The organism is Eisenbergiella porci (genome assembly GCF_009696275.1).
Taxonomy (GTDB): domain Bacteria; phylum Bacillota; class Clostridia; order Lachnospirales; family Lachnospiraceae; genus Eisenbergiella; species Eisenbergiella porci.
In genome coordinates this window covers 1-17546 of the sequence record NZ_VUMI01000056.1, presented here as the reverse complement: position 1 = coordinate 17546, position 17546 = coordinate 1, and the positions used below count along the sequence as shown (strand labels likewise).

The following is a 17546-nucleotide window of genomic DNA, read 5'->3' as shown; positions in this document are numbered from 1 at the left end:
CTCCTTATATTTTGTTACTGTTCACTCCGTGACCAGTAACTATATTTTTCTTTCAGCAAAGGAATGCCGTATTCCCTCGGCGTGCCTGCCAGACGGTCCAGATAAGCCTCCAGATGGCCCCGGCAGTGCTCCGGCCCTCCCTCGCGCATGACGGTCCACATGGGATCCGCATCATAGGCTGAGGTTTTCATCATTTCATCATTCCAGTCCAGTATCATCCTGGCCCCGCGGGCACACAGATCAGGACGCTCCTCTGCCAGGTTATGCTGCTCATGGGGATCCGTCTCAAGATCAAAGAGCATTTCATCCGGAAGCAGATGATAACCGCCGTGCACCGTACGGATATAAATATAGTTGTCAAAGCGCACGCTTCTCTGGCACACATGGGCGCACTGGGTCAGCACCTCACAGGGCCTGGAGCAGTCCTTCCCCTCCCGCAGCGCGGCCGCAAAGGAAACGCCGTCATAACGGTAATTTCCAAAGGTCTGTGTCCCCAGAAGCTCCTGTATGGTAGGCAGCAGATCCACATTATCATGGAAGCCCGTCACCCGTTTTCCGCCCTCCACGCCGGGCCAGCGGATGATCATGGGAATCCGGCATACCGGCTCGTCCGCCATGCCATGTTCTCCGTATACGCCGAACTCGCCCAGATCCTCTCCGTGATCCGCCGTGATAATGATTGCCAGATTTTCATCATAAAGCCCATGGGACTTCAGAAAATCCAGAACCATTCCGATATTGTCGTCCGTATAGCGAACCCCGTCGTCATACAGATCAATCAGATGCTTCGCCGCCTCCCTGTCCTCCAGCCTGCCCGGATGCTTGGGCCACTGAGGGAAGGTATCGTCATTCCACATATTGATTTCATTGGCGCAGTGAGGACCGATATGAAGCAGGTGCTCCCTGAAAATATCATCGGTAATCCAGTCGTCCGGCAGCGGCGTCCCCTGGAAATGGCTCTCATAATCCGCAGGCGTGCGGTAAGGAGTATGGGGATCCCAGTAATGCACATGCAGCATCCAGTTATCCTCCTCCCCATTTCTTTCCAGCCAGTCCAGCACATGGGGCGTCACCATTTCCGCGGATTCCCCTCCCCGGTTCCCCACATTGAAGCATTCATGAAAGCCAGCGTTGAACCACCAGGCCGAATGGCGCTCCGCAAAGGTGGAAAAGGACGCCGTATGAAAGCCTGCCCGCCGAAACTGCATGAACAGCCCGTTCTCCGACATCAGATCCGTAAAGCCCCTGCTTTCCCCCTGCAGACGCATATCCGCCGCTGTGCCGCCGTGTCCCACGATTCCGTTATGGATGCCGTACTGCCCGGAAATCAGCGATGCCCGGGAAGGCAGGCAGGGCGCGTTGGGACAATAATAGCGGTCAAAGCAGACGCCCTCCTCCGCCACGCTGTCCATCACCGGCGTGGTATCCCTGCCGTACCCGTAACAGCCCATATGATCCGCCCGCAGGGTATCAATATCAAACATTATTACTCTCATTGCATTTTCTCCCTTTTCTCATTGTGTCTTCGAATAATCAGGTTAATTTCCAGCTGTTTGTCCCTTCACAGTACGGCCTACCGTTTCGCCCGCATATCCGAGGGCGTGGTATTATAATAGCTGTGAAAATGCTGGTAAAAATAATTCATGTTGGAATAACCCACATCCGCCGCAATCACCGCGATTTTTTCATCGGAATTCAGGATTCTTTCCTTCGCCACATAGAGGCGGTAGCACATGAGATATTCCGAAAATTTCATCCCCGTTTCCTTAATAAAAATCTGACCCAGATAGGTGGAATTCATCTTGAATTTGTCAGCAATGCTTTTCAGTGAAATGCGGCCGCCATATTCAACCCTCACCATCATGACAATTTTGTGGATTAGCGGCGACATGGCGCCATAGTCCATATTCAGCACCGGATCACAGTTCTTTTTTTCATCCTCTTCCGGAAGCGTTCCGTGAAGCCTCTCCACGATTATTTTTTTCACAACCTCAAGAAGCTTCTTTTTTTCCACCGGCTTGAGCAGGTAGTCCAGCGCGCCGCAGCGGATGGCCTCGCAGGCATAGCTGAATTCATCATAGCCGCTCATCATCACATAATTGGAATGCACCCCCAGGTTATTCAGGCAGTTGATCACCTCATATCCCTTATCGTTTCCGATACACACATCCATCAGGCAGATATCCGGCCTCCAGTCAAGGATGTGCGACATCACCTCCATGGAACTCCGGGCCGTCTCAATCCTGCCGAAGCCCAGGCTTTTCCAGTCCAGAAGACGCTTGATGCCTTCCAGAATATTCGGTTCATCATCCACAATCACTAATGTATACAACAGTTCCCCTCCTTTCCTGCCTGTGTCGGAATAAAGACGGAAATACGCGCCCCTCCCTCCGGGTTATTCCCGATTTCCATAGTAAAATTCTCTCCATAAAAATATTTCAGCCTCATATATACGTTCCGAAGCCCGATATCCGCATCCGGATCATCGCTTCCCTCATACATATTTTTCCTTGTGGCCTCCAGCCGTTCCGGGACAATTCCCAGGCCGTTGTCCGCCATCAGCACCCTGACGCCCCCGCCCTCAGGCTTTATCTCCAGGATCAGCAGATTGAATTCCGAGTCCCTGTCAAAGCCGTGGGTAAAAAAATTCTCCGCCAGAGGCTGCAGCCAGAAGCTCAGCGTACGTACCTCTTCCGCCTCCTTTTCCACCTCCAGCTGGTAAACGAAATTTCCCGCAAACCGAAGCGACATAATCCGCAGATACATCTCCAGCAGCTCCACTTCCTCCTTCATGCTGATCACATCCGGACAGTGGACTATCATACGGTAAAGCGTCCCCAGCTGGGTAATCGCCTCCGCAGTCTCCTCATCCCCCCACATCAGCGCCTTGGAGCGTATGCTTTCCAGCGTATTATACAAAAAATGCGGGTTGATCTGATGCTTCAGGGCGCGCATGGCCGCCTCCTGCTGCTTCAGCTTCAGTATGTATTCCGTCCTGATATAGCCCTCCAGCTTCTGGCTCACATCCTTAAGGGCAATCGCGATCCTTCCGTATTCATTTTTATTCTCCTCGTGGATATCCAGATTCTTCGCCACAGAAAAATCACCATTTTCCATAGCCCCCAGCATCTGCATGATATTGGAAAGGAACCGGGCGTCATTGCGTATGCCAAGGAAGGAAACCAGCAGGGCGCCCCCCGCCAGGATAACGAGAACAAGGCTTGTTGCAATCAGGGTCCTTCTGTTCAAATCCCAGATCGTATTACTGTTAATCACCGAAATATAGGAAAAATCATACTGGCTGGAAGGAAACACCGTATAAAAAATACGCTCATACCTGTTCCCATAGAACCAGCCCTGGCTTTCCTCCATATTCGCCGCAGCCCTGAGCCACTTCATCTCCTTTCCCTGCCCGTAATCCGCATGAAGCACCTTTTCCCCCTGCATAACAGCCCAGGCCCCCGAAAGGCTCACTCCCCGAAGCAGCTCCTCCCGATCCACCCAGAAGGTAATGGTACCCAGCTGCCTGCTGATGGAATCCGGATCCCGTATTTCAAAAGAAGACAGCATCATATTGCCGAATCCCGGAATTTTCATTGCCTCCTCTTCCGATTTCAGGCCAAAGGTAACATGGATATCCCCGGAAACCCGATCCAGCCATACCGCCTTGGTCCCCTCCCCGGAAACAAAGGTAACGCCTCTCACCTGAATCCTTCTGTTAACAAACAGCTTCTTCATATCTCCCGGCATATAAGCTATCTGCGCGGAAGAGGACTTACTGTTCCCCAGCCTCTTATGCACATATCCGGCCTCCGTCTCCGCCGTAAACAAAGCCCTCGCATCCTGCATCATCTTCCGGCTGGCATAGCAGCTCTCAATATATTCATTGAGCTGATCCTTCACCGTGCCGATTTTCTTCTCCACCACAGAAAAAGTATCCTGTGCCTCCTGCCGCTGCTGCGCCGCCCAAATCGTGGTGAAAAAAACCGAAACGCCCAGGAAACACAGCATACACAATACGAGAATCGCCACCGCATTCCCCAAAAATTTCCGCCTGTATACCTTTATCTTTAAAAAAGAAATACTATGCTTCCTCATCCCGGCTCCCTTTTCTTCCCGCTCTCCCTGATTTGCTTCTTTCCGCTTACAGTTCTTTTCTTTACCGCCACTACCATTATACTGTCAAAAACTTCCGCCCACAAGAAAAGGTTATACTTTCAAACGTTTTGTCACATTTTCCCCGGCAGGCTTCAATGCCCGCATGCAAATCCGGCATCTTGCCCAACATCTGCGGAAAACAAATCACCGCCTCCGGGGCTGAATCAAAACAAACCTCCCCGCCGTGAACGTTGGGAGTCCGAACTTCACGCCGGGGAGGCTTGTTTCTAAAGATCACCGCAAGTGCACGATTTCACTTTATTTAAAGAACTCATTAATCTGCTTCTGTGCTTCTCCGATGATGGTGTCCAGACCGGAATTCTTTAATTCTTCCAGACATTTCGGAACGGTTGTTTCCGGATCTGAGGCGCCTGTCAGCATATCATATTTATATTTGTCCCAAACTGCCTGACAGTTTGAAACTTCGTTCTGGATATTTGTGATATCCAGTGCAAAACCAAGACATACGGAGGAAGCTGCTTCCTCGTTCTGCTTTCTTACCTGCTCCCACTGCTGAGGATCCGCATCCTCCGTAATGGACATATTAAAGAAGGTGCCCTGTGTGTACGCAGCCAGCGGCCAATCGTCCCTGAGTTTCTTAATCACGCCGTCGCTCACATATTCAAAGGTATCGCCTTCCACGCCGTAAGCCAGCATATCGCGGAATTTAGGATCGCTGTTCACCAGTTCAAGAACCTTCAGACATTCTTCCTTGTATTTGGAGTTCACGGAAACAGCGTTCATGGAACCCTGGATGGTTTCTGTGGAATACAGAGGTCCGAATACCTTAAATACATCATATTTCTCCACGCCGTTGAGTGTCTGCCAGGTAGCTGCCGCGCTCGGCCAGCCCTGTGCGGAGGAGAACGGAAGCTTCTTGGGAACCTCTGTCAGTACGTTTGCATCGGGATTCACGATTCCATCCATATACCACTGATGCAGCAGCTTCAGGTTATCCATGATATCCTGCTGTTCCAGCGTGCAGACTACGGTACGGGTTTCATCATCGATTTTAACGCCGATGGGCTGAAGGCCTGCGGTAAGTCCGTCATATTCATTGAAAAATCCGTTGAACGGACTGCCCTGTGCCATCTGTAAAGGATAGAAGCTCTTTCCTTCGCCTTCCTTCATCGCACGGAAGGGAGCGTCCAGATCCTGCATGGTCTTGATGGAATCCAGGTCGATGTTGTATTTCTGTACATACTGGTCATCAAAATACCAAAACTGGGTAATGGAGGAATCCTTGTAGCTGGGCACACCATATACGTTTCCGCCAATTTTCACGCCGTTCCACAGTTCCTCGGGAATAAAGCTGTAAAGATCCGGAGCTGCGGTCTGCACCATATCGGTCAGGTTTTCAAATGCGCCCAGGTTAACGAATTTACTGTAGTTGGTATTATTGGTAAACATCAGGTCGAAATACTCCCCGGAATTGACAATGGTATTCATCTTCTGGTCATAATCGCCCCAGCCTGCCACCTTAATATCAATTTTAACCCCCAGCTTTTCCACCAGATATTCATTAATCTTCACCAGACTGTCCTGATAGTCGCTGGGAGTAGTGCCGCCCACCGTCCACCAGATCAGGGTGGGGATATCGCCGCTTGCTTTATCTGTGGAAGCGCTTGTATCCGCAGTGCTCTCTGCCGCAGGTGTAGACTCAGCCCCGCCTGCTTCCCCCGTTGCCGCACCGGCGCCGGATTCTGTTTTGGAACCGCAGCCTGCCAGCATACCAACACTGAGTATACAGGAAAGACCGATAGCCAATAGTTTCTGAATCGTGTTCTTTTTCATAGTAACCTCCTTAAAGTTTGATTTATATCAGCCGGCGGCCCTTGCCGCCGGGATGATAACATAAAATTATCTGTGATCAGCCTTTTACCGCGCCGACCGTAAGACCGGAAATGAAATACTTCTGGAAGAACGGGTAGGCACATGCGATGGGCAATACGATAACCACCACAATAGCCATACGGGCCGCTTCCTTGGGCATGTTCGCCACTGTATCCGCCATGCTCGCCCCCAGAGTTGCCGCATTCTGGGCCAGCATATTCACATTCGTCATGATAGCGTTCAGCAGAGCCTGCAGGGAATACAGACGCTGGTCATCGATATACAGCATGGACTGGTACCAGTCATTCCAGTATGCAAAGCAGAGGAACAGCCCGATTGTTGCAAGCACCGGCAGGGAAATGGGAAGGACAATTTTGAAAAATATGGTAAACTGCCTTGCCCCGTCCATCTTGGCCGATTCAATCAGCTCCTCAGGAACCGTGGTTTTGAAAAAGGTCCTGCAGATAACTACATTGAAAGAAGAGACGGCCAGCGGCAGTATCAGCGCCCACACCGTATCCTTCAGACCCAGCAGCTGGGAGGTGATAAAGTAGGTGGATACCAGGCCTCCGTTGAATACCATGGGGATAAACACCACCATTGTGAGAAAACCGTTCAGCTTATAGCCGGGACGGGAAAGCACATATCCCATCAGCGTGGTGAGCAGGATTCCCAGCACCGTACCGAATATGGTGACGAAAAGGGAAACGCTCAGCGCCCTGATGATCAGCGTGCTCTGTGTTGCCAGATAGGAATATCCTTCAAAGGATACGATCTTCGGAATAAGATGGTATCCGTAATCCGTAATGGAAGCCTCTGCGGACAGAGAGATGGCAATAACAAGCAAAACGGGAATAATACATACCAGCGCCATCAGGAGGAACATTAGATTCAGCAGAACATTGGCCGTATTGGACACCCTGTTGAAGCGGTCGAATCCGTCCGGCTCATTTTTTCTTTTCTTTTTGATAGTTTCAGCCATGAGGCACCTCCTTAAATCATAGCGCTTTCGCGGTCAACCTTACGCACAATGGCATTGGCTGCCAGAATGGTGATACAGCCCGCCACCGACTGCACAAACGCGGCTGCGGAGGCCATGCCCGTGGTAGATGATTTCAGCTGCTTGAATACGAATACATCCAATGTATAGGAAACATTATACAGAGAATTGGAATCACGGGGCACCTGATAGAACAGGCCGAAATCGGAGTAGAAAATACGTCCCACCGCCATGATGAACATCATGATAATAACTGTCTTCATCAGCGGAAGCGTTACATATCTCATCTGCTGCCACACGGTAGCGCCGTCTATGCCGGCCGCTTCATAATAGGTCTTGTCAATCCCCGTAATTGTGGCAAGATAAACTACCATGCTGTAGCCCAGATTCTTCCACATATACATGAAAATCAAAAACGGCGGCCACAGCTTCGGTTCCATATACCACTGATGCGGATCCTTGCCCATAGACTCCAGAAGGCTGTTAAGCAGTCCCTTGTCAAAGCTTAAGAACGCCCAAATCAGCGCGGTTACAACAACCCAGGAAAGGAAATAGGGCATGAACATTGCCGTCTGATAAACCTTGGCCATTTTCTTGTTATGCAGCTGCCCGATGAGCAGTGCCATCGTTACGGGAACAACAATATTGAGTATGATAAACGCGATATTATACAGAATTGTGTTTCGAAGGATAATCCAGATGTCTCCTGCGGAAAACAGGAATTTAAAATTTTGAAAACCAATCCAGTCGCTCTGAATAATACTTTGCAGGAACCCTCCCTTAATCTTGTAATCCTTAAATGCAATAATAATACCGAACATCGGCATAAATGCGAACAGGAAATACCAGATAGTCGTGGGGAGCGCCAGTACAGTAAGCTCCGTATCATCACGTGTCCAGCGTCTTTTCTTTTTTTTCGTTACATCCTTTGCAGCCATGTGAAACCTCCCTTTCTATTTGCTTGACGGCGTTCAAAGGGGTCTGACCGAAAGTCCGCCGTCCTCCCGTTTCCCGTCAGCCGGCCTGCCGGAAAACAGCCGCCGGAAACGCGTACGCCTCATTCTTCTGCTGGGGAACTATTAAGTTCCTTACTTCCGGCCGCTTTATGAATTAATTATAAACTATGCATTTCGCCATTACTATCTAACATTTCTTATATAGCAGTCTAAAAACAATATGTCAAATTTAAAATTTGCCTTCACATTTTTATACACATTGCACAATGATTATAGAATAATCCCCTATTTTCCTTATCTTTAATTTGTGTAACTTTTTTAGTACCCTATCTAACGTTTCTGATATAGACATTCTCCTCCCCGCCCGCCTATACTGATTATAAGAAACGCGGCCTTCCCCGGGAATTTGTTGCTGCCCCCTCCACTTGGATTCCTGCCGGGACTTCTGGAGCCTTTATGAAAATATTCCCATGCCCGAGCCTGTTTACGGCGGCTGGTCCCGCGACCTTGCCGGGACGCCCCAGGGCTTCCTGGCAGGCGCTTATGAAAATACGAACATGCATCTGTTCGGTCCCAGGCAGCTGGAAGCATCAAGACGGGCCTATTATGCCTGCATCACCCAAATCGACTATGCCTTGGGCCGCCTTTTCGGCACCATGCGGGAAAACGATCTGTTCCGGAACACCTGGATCATTTTCACCTCCGATCATGGGGAAATGCTGGGGGATCACCACATGTCCCAGAAAAACCTGTTCTTTGAAGGCTCGGCCCATGTGCCGCTGCTCATTGTCCCGCCCGCAGGAAACGGCATCCCCCACAACCTGACTGTGGACAGCCTGACGGAAATTGCCGATATATAGCCCACCATCCTTGAGCTGGCGGGCGTCACGCCTCCGGAGGGCATCACCGGCCGCAGCCTCCTGGCGCCGGAAAAGCTGCCAAAGGACCGTGTTTTTTATGGAGACAGCCTGCACACCAACTTCTGCGTCATGAAGGACCGGATCAAGCTGGTATACACCACCTGCGGGGACCATACCCTGCTCTTCGATCTGAATTCAGACCCTATGGAGCGCAACGACCTCTCCGCAGATCCTGCATGGCAGGAAAAAAAGAATGAACTGTAGCGGCTCCTGTTGAAGCATACCGCCGAAACCACCCCTGAAGTTCTGGAAAAAAATGCGGACAATGCCTGCTGCGATCCGTCCGCCCTGCGCTTCCATACCACCCGGCCGCCCCGCTTCCCCGGTGATATGCCTGGACGCTGGTTCGGCTTCCACTACCATGATTACTCGGTGGATACCTTTCACTGAACTAAACCAGCCATCCGGCCGGCACGCTTCCGGCCTGCCGCCTTCTCCATTTTGCAGGCAGCTCCCGGACATTTCCGTTGTAAAAAAAAGCCTCCGGCCCTTCCTCCGTCAGCAGGGGAAGCGGCCGGAGACTTTTTTTGTGCGTCCGGCGCACATTAAATACCGTCCCGGCGGGTACAAATACCTGCCGGACGGTTATATCTGCCTTACTTAGCTGTCGTTTTTTCTGTCTGAAGTTCAGTTGCATATTTGTCCGGGCTTATATCCGGCGGCTGCCGTTCGCCGCACTGCATCCGCCCGTTTATTCCCGCGAGCAACGAGCTATCCATGCTTGCATGGATATTTGGCGACTGCCGCGAGGGTCAAATACCCCGCTGCTCTGCAGCGTTGCAAGTTTGATACCTCGTTGCTTGCAGCGAGGTCTTTGATTCCGTCATCGCGCCGGCGGGTATTTCGTCCATCCAGTAAGCGCTCGTGCCCGCGTACATACCCTTTCCATCACGGATCTCCACACGGATATAGCCTTCCCTTCCGGATAACTCAAATTCCGCTTCCGTAATTGTCTCACCTCTGCCGGCCAGCTTCTTATAACAATTCCGCCCTTCCTGGATAACGAAGATTTTTTCCACAGGAGAGGTCTTTACCACCAGCTTCCTGTCACGGATATAAGCCTCCTTAATCTCCGGCCCCATGGAAAAATAGAAATCTCCCTTTTCCAGGGCTTCCATCACCGCGCCGTATTCCAGCTTCTCCGCCTTCACCATAGTAAAGCCGCCGAAGGAATCACACAGCGGCGAATCAAAGGGAAAGCTGTTATGGTTATCATCGGTCGCCACCGTATAAATTCGCTGGCCTGTGCGCAGCATTTCATCATAGGACTGAGGGTTGAAGCCATACAGCCCGTCATGCTCACAGCCGTGATTATAGATTTCCATCGCCCACAGCCCGCGTAAATCCTTATAATCCTCATAGGTCTGCAGCGACCAGTAAGGATGATTATAGCAGCAAAGGAAGCCCTCTGCCTTCATCAGCTCAATATAGCCGTTGATGTACTCCGTATCACTATAACGTTTTAAAGGAAGCGCAATATTTTCTTCCTTCTCCCGCCGCTCCGGGTACTTATCATAAAAATTAAAATGATACACCTTAAGCGTGGGCCAGGCGTTCTCATGGGCGCTGAACTGATTGATATCCGCCTCAAAAGCGGCGATACTCAAAAACCTGTCATCATCCAGCTCCTCATGCTTACAGTACTGCCTGTGATCCGTAAAGGCCACAATAGAATACCCTTCCTTCTGATACGCCTCCTTCACCTGCTCCGGCGTCAGCGCCCCATCCGAAACCACCGTATGGCAATGCAGATTCGCTTTGTAAAAATTTCCCTTTTCCGGCAATAAATAAAATGTTCCCATGCCCTGCACTCCTTTTTTCCGCCCTTACCGGCTATTTTTTCACCCTGATCTGACAGTAATCCAGCACAAGCTCGCAGAATACCGCATTGGCCCAGGAAAACCATTCTCTCGTATATTTGGAAGGATCATCCACATGGAAGCCCTCGTGCATCATTCCCTTGCCGCCGTCCGTATCACGCATCAGCTGCAGCAGACGCAGCTTTTCTTCCCTCGACGCCTCCGTCAGCCCCTGGATTGCCAGCCCTATATGCCAGATATAATAAGGAGGCACATGTGGACTGCCGATTCCGGCCGCCGCTTTTCCCTTGAAATAATAAGGATTTCCCTCACTCAGGATAAAACGCCTCGTGTTCTCCATCACTTCCCTGTCGCCCTCATAGCCCAGATACTCCATGGCCAGGAGACTCGGCACATTGGCATCATCCATCAGCAGATACTGCCCGTAGCCATCCGTTTCATACGCATAAATTCTTCCGTAATACTCATTTTTAATCACGGCGAGCGTCTCTATGGCATTCCTGACCTCCTGCCGGAAGCTCTCAGCCTCTGCCGCCAGCTCCTCATCCTTCAGGACCTCCCCGGCAATTTCTGCCAGATAACCAAGCACCACCGATGCAAACATATTGGAAGGAATCAGATAACCATATGTACAGGCATCATCGCTGGGACGGAAACCCGACCAGATCAGCCCAGTCCCGGACTTCACCAACGCGCCCTTCCCGTTCCTGGAAAGCGTGTCCGTAAAATAACAGCCCTTCCTCACAAACCTGTAGGGCGATTCTTCCTCATGATGCTGCTCCGTACGCCACACCTTGAGGATCCTTCGCACACCCTTTACAAACGTCTCGTCAAACTGATCCGTCCGCCCCGTATTTTTCCATACCAGATAAGAAAGCTGGATGGGATAACACAGAGAATCCAGCTCATATTTCCTCTCCCAGATCCAGGGCCCCATATCCGTCTCATCATGCTCCCAGCAGTTCCCGTTGGCCTCCTGGTTAAACGCATTCGCATACGGATCCAGATTTACATAGAAAAACTGCTTTTTCACCAGCCCCACCAGCATATCCGCGATATCGCCTTCCTCGCCGGCAGCCATCAGATAAGGCCGTATCTGCGCCACGCTGTCACGCAGCCACATGGCCGGAATATCCCCCGTAATAATATATGTAGTTTTGTCAGGCAGCCTCTTCACCGTAGTATCCAGCGTATTGGTAAAACAGTTCACAAACAGCTGCACCATCTTCGGATCCTCCGGGAAATTCTCCTCCACCCTCTTAATCAGTTTAAGCAATGCTTCAGGCAGCATCTTCTCCATCCTGGCTTCCTCCTTCTTTGCGCCGGTTCCCCGGCCCTCTGCTCCAATACCGCCGCCCCTTCAGCCTCTCGCTTCTCAAGCCCGGGCGCCGGCACAACACTGCCATATTACCACAAACCAAAAGCTTATCCTATCACACAAACCTCATTTTACATATCAAAAATAATAGTTTATCCCCAGCTTTTACACCACAGCAGGACATACCGCCCCGGCTTACCATTCCCCAACCAACGGCCTGGGATAAAGCCACCATTTTTCAAAGTCCAAACAATACTGAGAACAGCAGATATTATTATCCCTGGGATAATCATAGCCCGTCCACTCATGATAGCTCTCCACGATCCTGTCCAGAAGCTCAGAATCCATAGTCTCACAGAACTCCCTGCAGTTCTCCACCAATCCCTCCGGCTTGTTCTCCACACCCGCCACCGTATCCTCCAGCCTGCGGTTAGACGGGAACAACACCCTGTTCTCCTGCAGCACCAGCCGATACAACGCATAAACAATCTCACTCGCCGTCCGGATCTTCATATACCCATCCGGCTTACAACACTTCCAGAAATAATTATAATTCAGCTGCAGATCACTGTAAAAAGAAAGCAGCTTCTCCTCCCGCTCCCTTTCCTGAAATACAGGAATCCTTGCCACAATCCCCTCAATCTCCGGATCACTGGAAAAAAGCACCCTCGACTTCACAAAAGAATTCCTCGTAGGCTCACTGCCCTTCTCCGCCGCCTGCACCAGATACTCCTTCGTCATATACTTAATATCGAAATAACCGCCCTCATACGTACACCCAAAAAGACACTCCGCCGTCCGGTTCTTTCTCATACACTCCTCAAAATACTCCGGCGTCACAATAACCATGGCATCCAGATCCGAATCAACCCGTTCCACCCCCTTAGCCACAGAACCGCCGAAAACCAACGCAATCACCTCATCCCTCCCCCGGAACATATCCTCCAGTATCTTCAGTGACTCCTCATGATGCTTATACATACCCGTTCCTCTCCTCAATCCTTCTTATTTTATTCATATATACGGTTAAAAAAATACCCGTCACCCCCACTATAAATGATACCCCTCCCGCTTTCAATACCCCACTTTTTAATTTTTTATATTTTTCCCTTTCTCTTTTTATCCACAACCTACGCCGCCTGCCGCTGTGGGTATTGCGCCCGGGGAGAGGCCGGTCCTGCGTTCTGAGGGGAGGGGGAGCCGCAGGGGATATTCCCGAATCCATCCGAAAAAACGGTGATATTTCTTACCGCCCCGGAGGAGCGGTATTCTGCCGCCCTTAGTGGCGCAAGCGACTAAAGTCGCTGGACGAGAGCAGCCGACGAAGTCGCTGATCGAGGAGTTCAGCCACGCTGGCAAAATACCGGTGCACCCGGACGGTTAGAAACACCCCGTTTTTGAAACTGGATTCAGGAATACCCCTGTGGCTCCCCCCTCCCCTCAGAACACAGGACCGGCCCCTCCCCGGGCGCAATACCCACAGCGGCAGGCAACCACCCCCATTGTACAAACCAGAAATAGTAACAATTATTATTTCCCTATTGACATCTTCCTGAAAACATGTATAATGAAACATGTAAACAGCATATGCCAATTACACAAGCCGGAAACATGAGGTGAAGTTATGCCGCGTCCCATCAAGGAACGAAACGTCTGCTGCCTGCCCAAGTCATGTACCTTCGGGCCCCTGAACAGCACGGAAACAGAAGTCATATTTATGACTGTTGACGAATATGAATGTATCCGCCTGATAGATTTGAAGGGCTGTACCCAGGAGGAATGCGCGGAACGGATGACCATCGCCCGCTCCACCGTTCAGATGATTTATAATGAAGCACGCAGGAAGATGGCGGATTCCCTCGTGAACGGAAAGCTGCTCCATATCCAAGGAGGCACCTTCCGGCTCTGTGACGGAAACGGCTGCTGCCCCGCCGCTGAATGCCGGAGGCGCAAAGGCTGCAGCCAGAATTCCCCGAATAAAGATTCTCAGAAACAAGTAACCAGTGCCGGTCAAATGCCGCCGCGTAAGCAAACCAACTGAATACCGTAAACATTTGACCCGCCCGGCCGGCGCCGGAACGATACACAGCCCGATACCGGCATAACCAAAGGATTCCGTTGTATAACGGAGAAACAGGGAGAACATAATTATGAGTAATGTAAAATTTTTTATCTGCAGACACTGCGGCAACCAGGTGGAAATGATTCATGATGCGGGCGTTCCCGTTATCTGCTGCGGAGAACCCATGGAAGAGCTTAAGGCCAACACTGTTGACGCCAGCCTGGAAAAGCACGTTCCTGCCGTTACCGTTGAAGGCGACACCGTAAAAATACAGGTAGGCAGCGCCGTTCACCCCATGCTGGAAGAACATCACATTGAATGGATTTACCTGGAGCTGGAAAACGGCGGCAGCCGTAAGGCACTCTCTCCCGGCGAAGCTCCCGAAGCAGTCTTCCATACCGCCGGCGTTAAGCCCGTGGCCGTATATGCATACTGCAATCTGCACGGCCTGTGGAAAACCGAATTATAACATACCCTTAAGCTTATACCTTAATCAGCCTTCTATTCATAAGCTCACAACGCTTTATGCTTTGTGAGCTTTATGGTGGTTTCCCATCCGATATCGTAAGCCGCTCAGGCTCATGGTAAAATAGACAAGTACATGTGAAAGGAATCATTAAAAATGAGTGAAAACTGCAATCACGATTGTTCGTCCTGCGGGGAAACCTGCAAGGACAGGGACCCGAAAAGCATGCTTCAGGCCCCTCACGAAATGTCCAGCATCAAAAATGTAATCGCCGTAGTCAGCGGCAAGGGCGGCGTGGGAAAATCCCTGGTGACTTCCCTGCTGGCTTCTTCCATGCAGAAGAAGGGATACCATTCCGCAGTCATTGATGCGGATATCACAGGCCCCTCCATCCCCAAAGCCTTCGGCATCCACGAAAAAGCATACGCCAACGAAATGGGGCTTATCCCTGTGAAATCCCGCGGTGGAATTGATGTCATGTCCATCAACCTGCTGCTGGACAATGATACGGATCCCGTGCTGTGGCGCGGCCCCATCATTGCGGGTGCAGTCAGCCAGTTCTGGACCGACGTTATCTGGGAAAATGTGGATTATATGTTTGTGGACATGCCTCCCGGAACCGGTGACGTTCCTCTGACCGTATTCCAGTCCCTCCCCTTAAAGGGCATCATCGTGGTGACCTCCCCTCAGGAGCTTGTTTCCGTCATCGTTGAAAAGGCTGTTAAAATGGCTGAAATGATGAATATCCCCGTTCTCGGCATTGTGGAAAACATGTCCTATTTTGAATGTCCCGACTGCAAGAGCAGGCACAGTATTTTCGGCGAAAGCCATATCGATGAAATCGCCGCAAGACACGGAATTGTCTCCGTATCCAAGCTGCCCATCGACCCTGCAATTGCCTCCGCCTGTGACAAAGGGGAAATCGAAGCGGTGGACGCGCCCTGGCTTGCAGAGCTTTCCGCTTCTCTTGAAAAAATCTGTAATTAAATAACAATGGCGTAACAATTCAGCCTGCGGCCGGACTGTCACGCCATTGACCGTCCCGCTTATTAAGTATAAAAGATTTCAAAATGCCGTCTGCCTGTAAACATAATCAGGCTCTGCGCGGCCTGTAAAAATGACAGCTTACCAAAGATTACGGTAACTGTCATTTTTTTACCCATTTCACAAAACGTTACTGTCCGCCCGCACATTTTCTCATCATGGATGGACAGCGACAGGAAAAAAAGCTTTCGCAGGAGGATCATGCCGGACTTTTCCGCAAAGCAAAAAAGGCGCTTACACCACTCAATGGTATAAACGTCTTCATCTGAATTCCATGGATTATATGCCTGACACTGCGGCTATCAAAAACCCGGCATGGAATACCGAAGGTATTTACTTATAAATCTTTAAGGGGGGGGTGCTGGCGCAGCCGAAGCCGCACCAGCGAATTTTGTGGGTTGATGACTTTTCAACTTAGGTATATCATAATACATATTTATAAATTTGTCAAACATTTTTTATAAATTTTTATATAAAATATAAATTATCTAAATTTAATTTACAAATTAAACCCATATATTTCTTTATGATGCTTCAACTGCCGCCGCACCGGACACAGGCCTTCCCATTATTTCCATGTCACCGGACACACGCTTTCCATTTCCACCAGCTCCGCGTTGATTTCCAGACGGACGGGAATATCCTCCATGGAACGGGCCTTCATATCGATTTTATTATGAAGCAGCATGATCAGGCTCCTGCCCAGCAGCCTGCGCGGAATCCGCATGGTGGTAAGCGTGGGTTCCATGATGCTGCATATGCTCCGCCCGTCAAAGCCGATGACCGACACATCCTCCGGCACCCGGTAGCCGGCACTTTTCAGGGCGCGGTATACGGGAATCGCCAGCACATCATTTTCCACAAGCAGCGCTGTGGGCGGCTTCACCCCGCCCTTCCACAGCAGCTCCAGATACTCCTGCGCCTTCGCTCCCCGGCAGTTTGTGACAATATCATGCTCCCTGTTCAGCTGCAGTCCCAGATCCTCCATGGCATAATGAAAATAACGCCGTCTCTCCAGCAGCGAGCTGCGCGCAGTTCCGGTGGCCACATAGCCGATTTCCCGGTGGCCCTTCTCCTGAAGGTAACGTACGGCGGTATAAATGCCCTGCTGGCTGTTTACCGTCACGGAGCTGGCTTTCACAAACGGATCATAGCAGTCCAGCATCACATAGGGAATATCCATGGCATCCAGCTCTTTCTTCAACTCCTGGCTCATCACGTCGGCATATACGAGCATTCCCGCATATTCTTCCCTTCTTATGCTGTCCCGGAGCCGGCTGCCCTTTTCATCATACATATGGATAATGGAAAAATGATAGCCCAGATGTCTCGCTTCCCTCTCCGCCCCCTCAATAACGGGAGGGAAAAAAGCCGCCTCATCCCCCTCATCCTGATAATCGGACATGACAAGATAAGCGATATTCTTCATAGGAGCCGGGCTTCCTTCCTGCAGCTCCTGCGGTTCCTCCTTGATCATATACCCGTATCCCATCTCCTGAATTCTCGCCAGAAGAGAGCTGCGCAGTTCATCACTGATTCCGGGCTTATGATTCAGTACCAGTGACATCGTCGCAGTGGAAACGCCAAGCATTCCGGCCAGTTCTTTAGATTTAATTGCCACGATTCTTCCCCTCACTAAATTTATAAATTTTATTTATAATAATATTGTACCGTATTTTTAAATATTTTCAAGCATTTACAGGAATACTAATTAACAAACTTCAGCGGCGGATTTTAGCCATTTCTGCCACCACGGCAGAGCGCCGGGAAGTTTTTTCAAATATACGCAGGCAAAACGTAATTGTGAGGCAGCAATACAGTTACAGCAAAACTATACCAGAGAAAAAGTCCAGCTAAGAAATGTCAATAGGTAAAATGAAAAATGTTTACAAAGTTTTTTTCAAGCAGCTGATGTAAAAAAGGGTAACCTTAATAAACCCATTGCCATGGGATTTTAAAATGTAATTCA

At 50.3% G+C, this 17546-nt stretch carries 17 protein-coding genes; 6 read left to right on the top strand and 11 right to left on the bottom strand.

Annotation, left to right across the window (positions count from 1 at the left end; all coding sequences use genetic code 11):
* Window positions 1–14: 14 nt before the first annotated feature.
* The 6 genes from FYJ45_RS23605 to FYJ45_RS23580 all read right to left on the bottom strand — a co-directional run bounded on the left by FYJ45_RS23605 (window position 15) and on the right by FYJ45_RS23580 (window position 7929).
* Complete coding sequence (locus tag FYJ45_RS23605; protein ID WP_154467482.1) at window positions 15–1496, bottom strand: sulfatase; 1482 nt, start codon at window positions 1494–1496, stop codon at window positions 15–17.
* A 77-nt stretch (window positions 1497–1573) separates the two neighbouring features.
* Window positions 1574–2332: a response regulator transcription factor gene (locus tag FYJ45_RS23600; RefSeq protein WP_025488998.1), complete on the bottom strand. Its 759-nt coding sequence runs from the start codon at window positions 2330–2332 to the stop codon at window positions 1574–1576.
* Window positions 2320–4044, bottom strand: a complete 1725-nt coding sequence (locus tag FYJ45_RS23595) for a sensor histidine kinase (RefSeq protein WP_195841951.1) — start codon at window positions 4042–4044, stop codon at window positions 2320–2322. Before FYJ45_RS23595 ends, FYJ45_RS23600 begins: the two co-directional genes overlap by 13 nt.
* A 372-nt stretch (window positions 4045–4416) precedes the next feature.
* Window positions 4417–5952: an ABC transporter substrate-binding protein gene (locus FYJ45_RS23590; RefSeq protein ID WP_154467480.1), complete on the bottom strand. Its 1536-nt coding sequence runs from the start codon at window positions 5950–5952 to the stop codon at window positions 4417–4419.
* Window positions 5953–6028: 76 nt separating this feature from the next.
* Window positions 6029–6973 carry a carbohydrate ABC transporter permease gene (locus FYJ45_RS23585; RefSeq protein ID WP_154467479.1) on the bottom strand — a complete coding sequence of 315 codons (945 nt, stop codon included), beginning with the start codon at window positions 6971–6973 and terminating at the stop codon, window positions 6029–6031.
* A gap of 11 nt (window positions 6974–6984) precedes the next feature.
* A complete protein-coding gene (locus FYJ45_RS23580; RefSeq protein ID WP_154467478.1) occupies window positions 6985–7929 on the bottom strand; it encodes an ABC transporter permease in 945 nt (314 codons plus the stop codon).
* A 488-nt stretch (window positions 7930–8417) separates the two neighbouring features.
* Here FYJ45_RS23580 and FYJ45_RS31115 point away from each other — a divergent pair, with 488 nt between their 5' ends.
* The 3 genes from FYJ45_RS31115 (at window position 8418) to FYJ45_RS31110 (ending at window position 9257) form a co-directional block, all read left to right on the top strand.
* A complete protein-coding gene (locus FYJ45_RS31115) occupies window positions 8418–8807 on the top strand; it encodes a sulfatase-like hydrolase/transferase (protein ID WP_235930984.1) in 390 nt (129 codons plus the stop codon).
* Window positions 8808–8936: 129 nt separating this feature from the next.
* Window positions 8937–9071, top strand: a complete 135-nt coding sequence (locus tag FYJ45_RS31525; RefSeq protein WP_268890970.1) for a hypothetical protein — start codon at window positions 8937–8939, stop codon at window positions 9069–9071.
* Window positions 9072–9080: 9 nt separating this feature from the next.
* Window positions 9081–9257, top strand: a complete 177-nt coding sequence (locus FYJ45_RS31110) for a hypothetical protein (protein WP_235930983.1) — start codon at window positions 9081–9083, stop codon at window positions 9255–9257.
* Between the two features lie 362 nt (window positions 9258–9619).
* Here FYJ45_RS31110 and FYJ45_RS23570 read toward each other — a convergent pair whose 3' ends face one another.
* The 4 genes from FYJ45_RS23570 to FYJ45_RS23555 form a co-directional block, all read right to left on the bottom strand.
* Window positions 9620–10669, bottom strand: a complete 1050-nt coding sequence (locus tag FYJ45_RS23570) for a CehA/McbA family metallohydrolase domain-containing protein (protein WP_154467477.1) — start codon at window positions 10667–10669, stop codon at window positions 9620–9622.
* A 31-nt stretch (window positions 10670–10700) separates the two neighbouring features.
* A complete protein-coding gene (locus FYJ45_RS23565; RefSeq protein WP_154467476.1) occupies window positions 10701–11987 on the bottom strand; it encodes a glycoside hydrolase family 125 protein in 1287 nt (428 codons plus the stop codon).
* Window positions 11988–12200: 213 nt separating this feature from the next.
* On the bottom strand, window positions 12201–12986 hold the full coding sequence (locus FYJ45_RS23560; protein ID WP_154467475.1) for a nucleotidyltransferase domain-containing protein: 786 nt from the start codon (window positions 12984–12986) through the stop codon (window positions 12201–12203).
* The gene (locus FYJ45_RS23555; protein ID WP_154467474.1) at window positions 12979–13134 is read right to left on the bottom strand and encodes a hypothetical protein; all 156 of its coding nucleotides are present in this window, start codon (window positions 13132–13134) and stop codon (window positions 12979–12981) included. The genes FYJ45_RS23560 and FYJ45_RS23555 overlap by 8 nt, the downstream gene beginning before the upstream one ends.
* A gap of 495 nt (window positions 13135–13629) precedes the next feature.
* Between FYJ45_RS23555 and FYJ45_RS23550 the strand changes: the two genes are divergently transcribed.
* The 3 genes from FYJ45_RS23550 (at window position 13630) to FYJ45_RS23540 (ending at window position 15520) form a co-directional block, all read left to right on the top strand.
* Window positions 13630–14046, top strand: a complete 417-nt coding sequence (locus tag FYJ45_RS23550) for a DUF134 domain-containing protein (protein ID WP_154467473.1) — start codon at window positions 13630–13632, stop codon at window positions 14044–14046.
* Window positions 14047–14155: 109 nt separating this feature from the next.
* A complete protein-coding gene (locus tag FYJ45_RS23545; RefSeq protein ID WP_154467472.1) occupies window positions 14156–14536 on the top strand; it encodes a desulfoferrodoxin family protein in 381 nt (126 codons plus the stop codon).
* A gap of 153 nt (window positions 14537–14689) precedes the next feature.
* A complete protein-coding gene (locus FYJ45_RS23540; protein WP_154467471.1) occupies window positions 14690–15520 on the top strand; it encodes an Mrp/NBP35 family ATP-binding protein in 831 nt (276 codons plus the stop codon).
* A 625-nt stretch (window positions 15521–16145) separates the two neighbouring features.
* On the opposite strand, the gene FYJ45_RS23535 is transcribed toward FYJ45_RS23540, so the two are convergent.
* On the bottom strand, window positions 16146–17198 hold the full coding sequence (locus FYJ45_RS23535; RefSeq protein ID WP_154467470.1) for a LacI family DNA-binding transcriptional regulator: 1053 nt from the start codon (window positions 17196–17198) through the stop codon (window positions 16146–16148).
* Window positions 17199–17546 lie beyond the last annotated feature (348 nt).

Excerpts from the sequence above, each read along its gene's own strand:
- FYJ45_RS23605 (WP_154467482.1), bottom strand. The coding sequence starts at position 1,496 with ATGAGAGTAATAATGTTTGATATTGATACCCTGCGGGCGGATCATATG.
- FYJ45_RS23590 (WP_154467480.1), bottom strand. The coding sequence starts at position 5,952 with ATGAAAAAGAACACGATTCAGAAACTATTGGCTATCGGTCTTTCCTGT.
- FYJ45_RS23585 (WP_154467479.1), bottom strand. The coding sequence starts at position 6,973 with ATGGCTGAAACTATCAAAAAGAAAAGAAAAAATGAGCCGGACGGATTC.
- FYJ45_RS23580 (WP_154467478.1), bottom strand. The coding sequence starts at position 7,929 with ATGGCTGCAAAGGATGTAACGAAAAAAAAGAAAAGACGCTGGACACGT.
- FYJ45_RS31115 (WP_235930984.1), top strand. The coding sequence starts at position 8,418 with ATGCCCGAGCCTGTTTACGGCGGCTGGTCCCGCGACCTTGCCGGGACG.
- FYJ45_RS31525 (WP_268890970.1), top strand. The coding sequence starts at position 8,937 with ATGAAGGACCGGATCAAGCTGGTATACACCACCTGCGGGGACCATACC.
- FYJ45_RS23570 (WP_154467477.1), bottom strand. The coding sequence starts at position 10,669 with ATGGGAACATTTTATTTATTGCCGGAAAAGGGAAATTTTTACAAAGCG.
- FYJ45_RS23565 (WP_154467476.1), bottom strand. The coding sequence starts at position 11,987 with ATGGAGAAGATGCTGCCTGAAGCATTGCTTAAACTGATTAAGAGGGTG.
- FYJ45_RS23560 (WP_154467475.1), bottom strand. The coding sequence starts at position 12,986 with ATGTATAAGCATCATGAGGAGTCACTGAAGATACTGGAGGATATGTTC.
- FYJ45_RS23550 (WP_154467473.1), top strand. The coding sequence starts at position 13,630 with ATGCCGCGTCCCATCAAGGAACGAAACGTCTGCTGCCTGCCCAAGTCA.
- FYJ45_RS23545 (WP_154467472.1), top strand. The coding sequence starts at position 14,156 with ATGAGTAATGTAAAATTTTTTATCTGCAGACACTGCGGCAACCAGGTG.
- FYJ45_RS23540 (WP_154467471.1), top strand. The coding sequence starts at position 14,690 with ATGAGTGAAAACTGCAATCACGATTGTTCGTCCTGCGGGGAAACCTGC.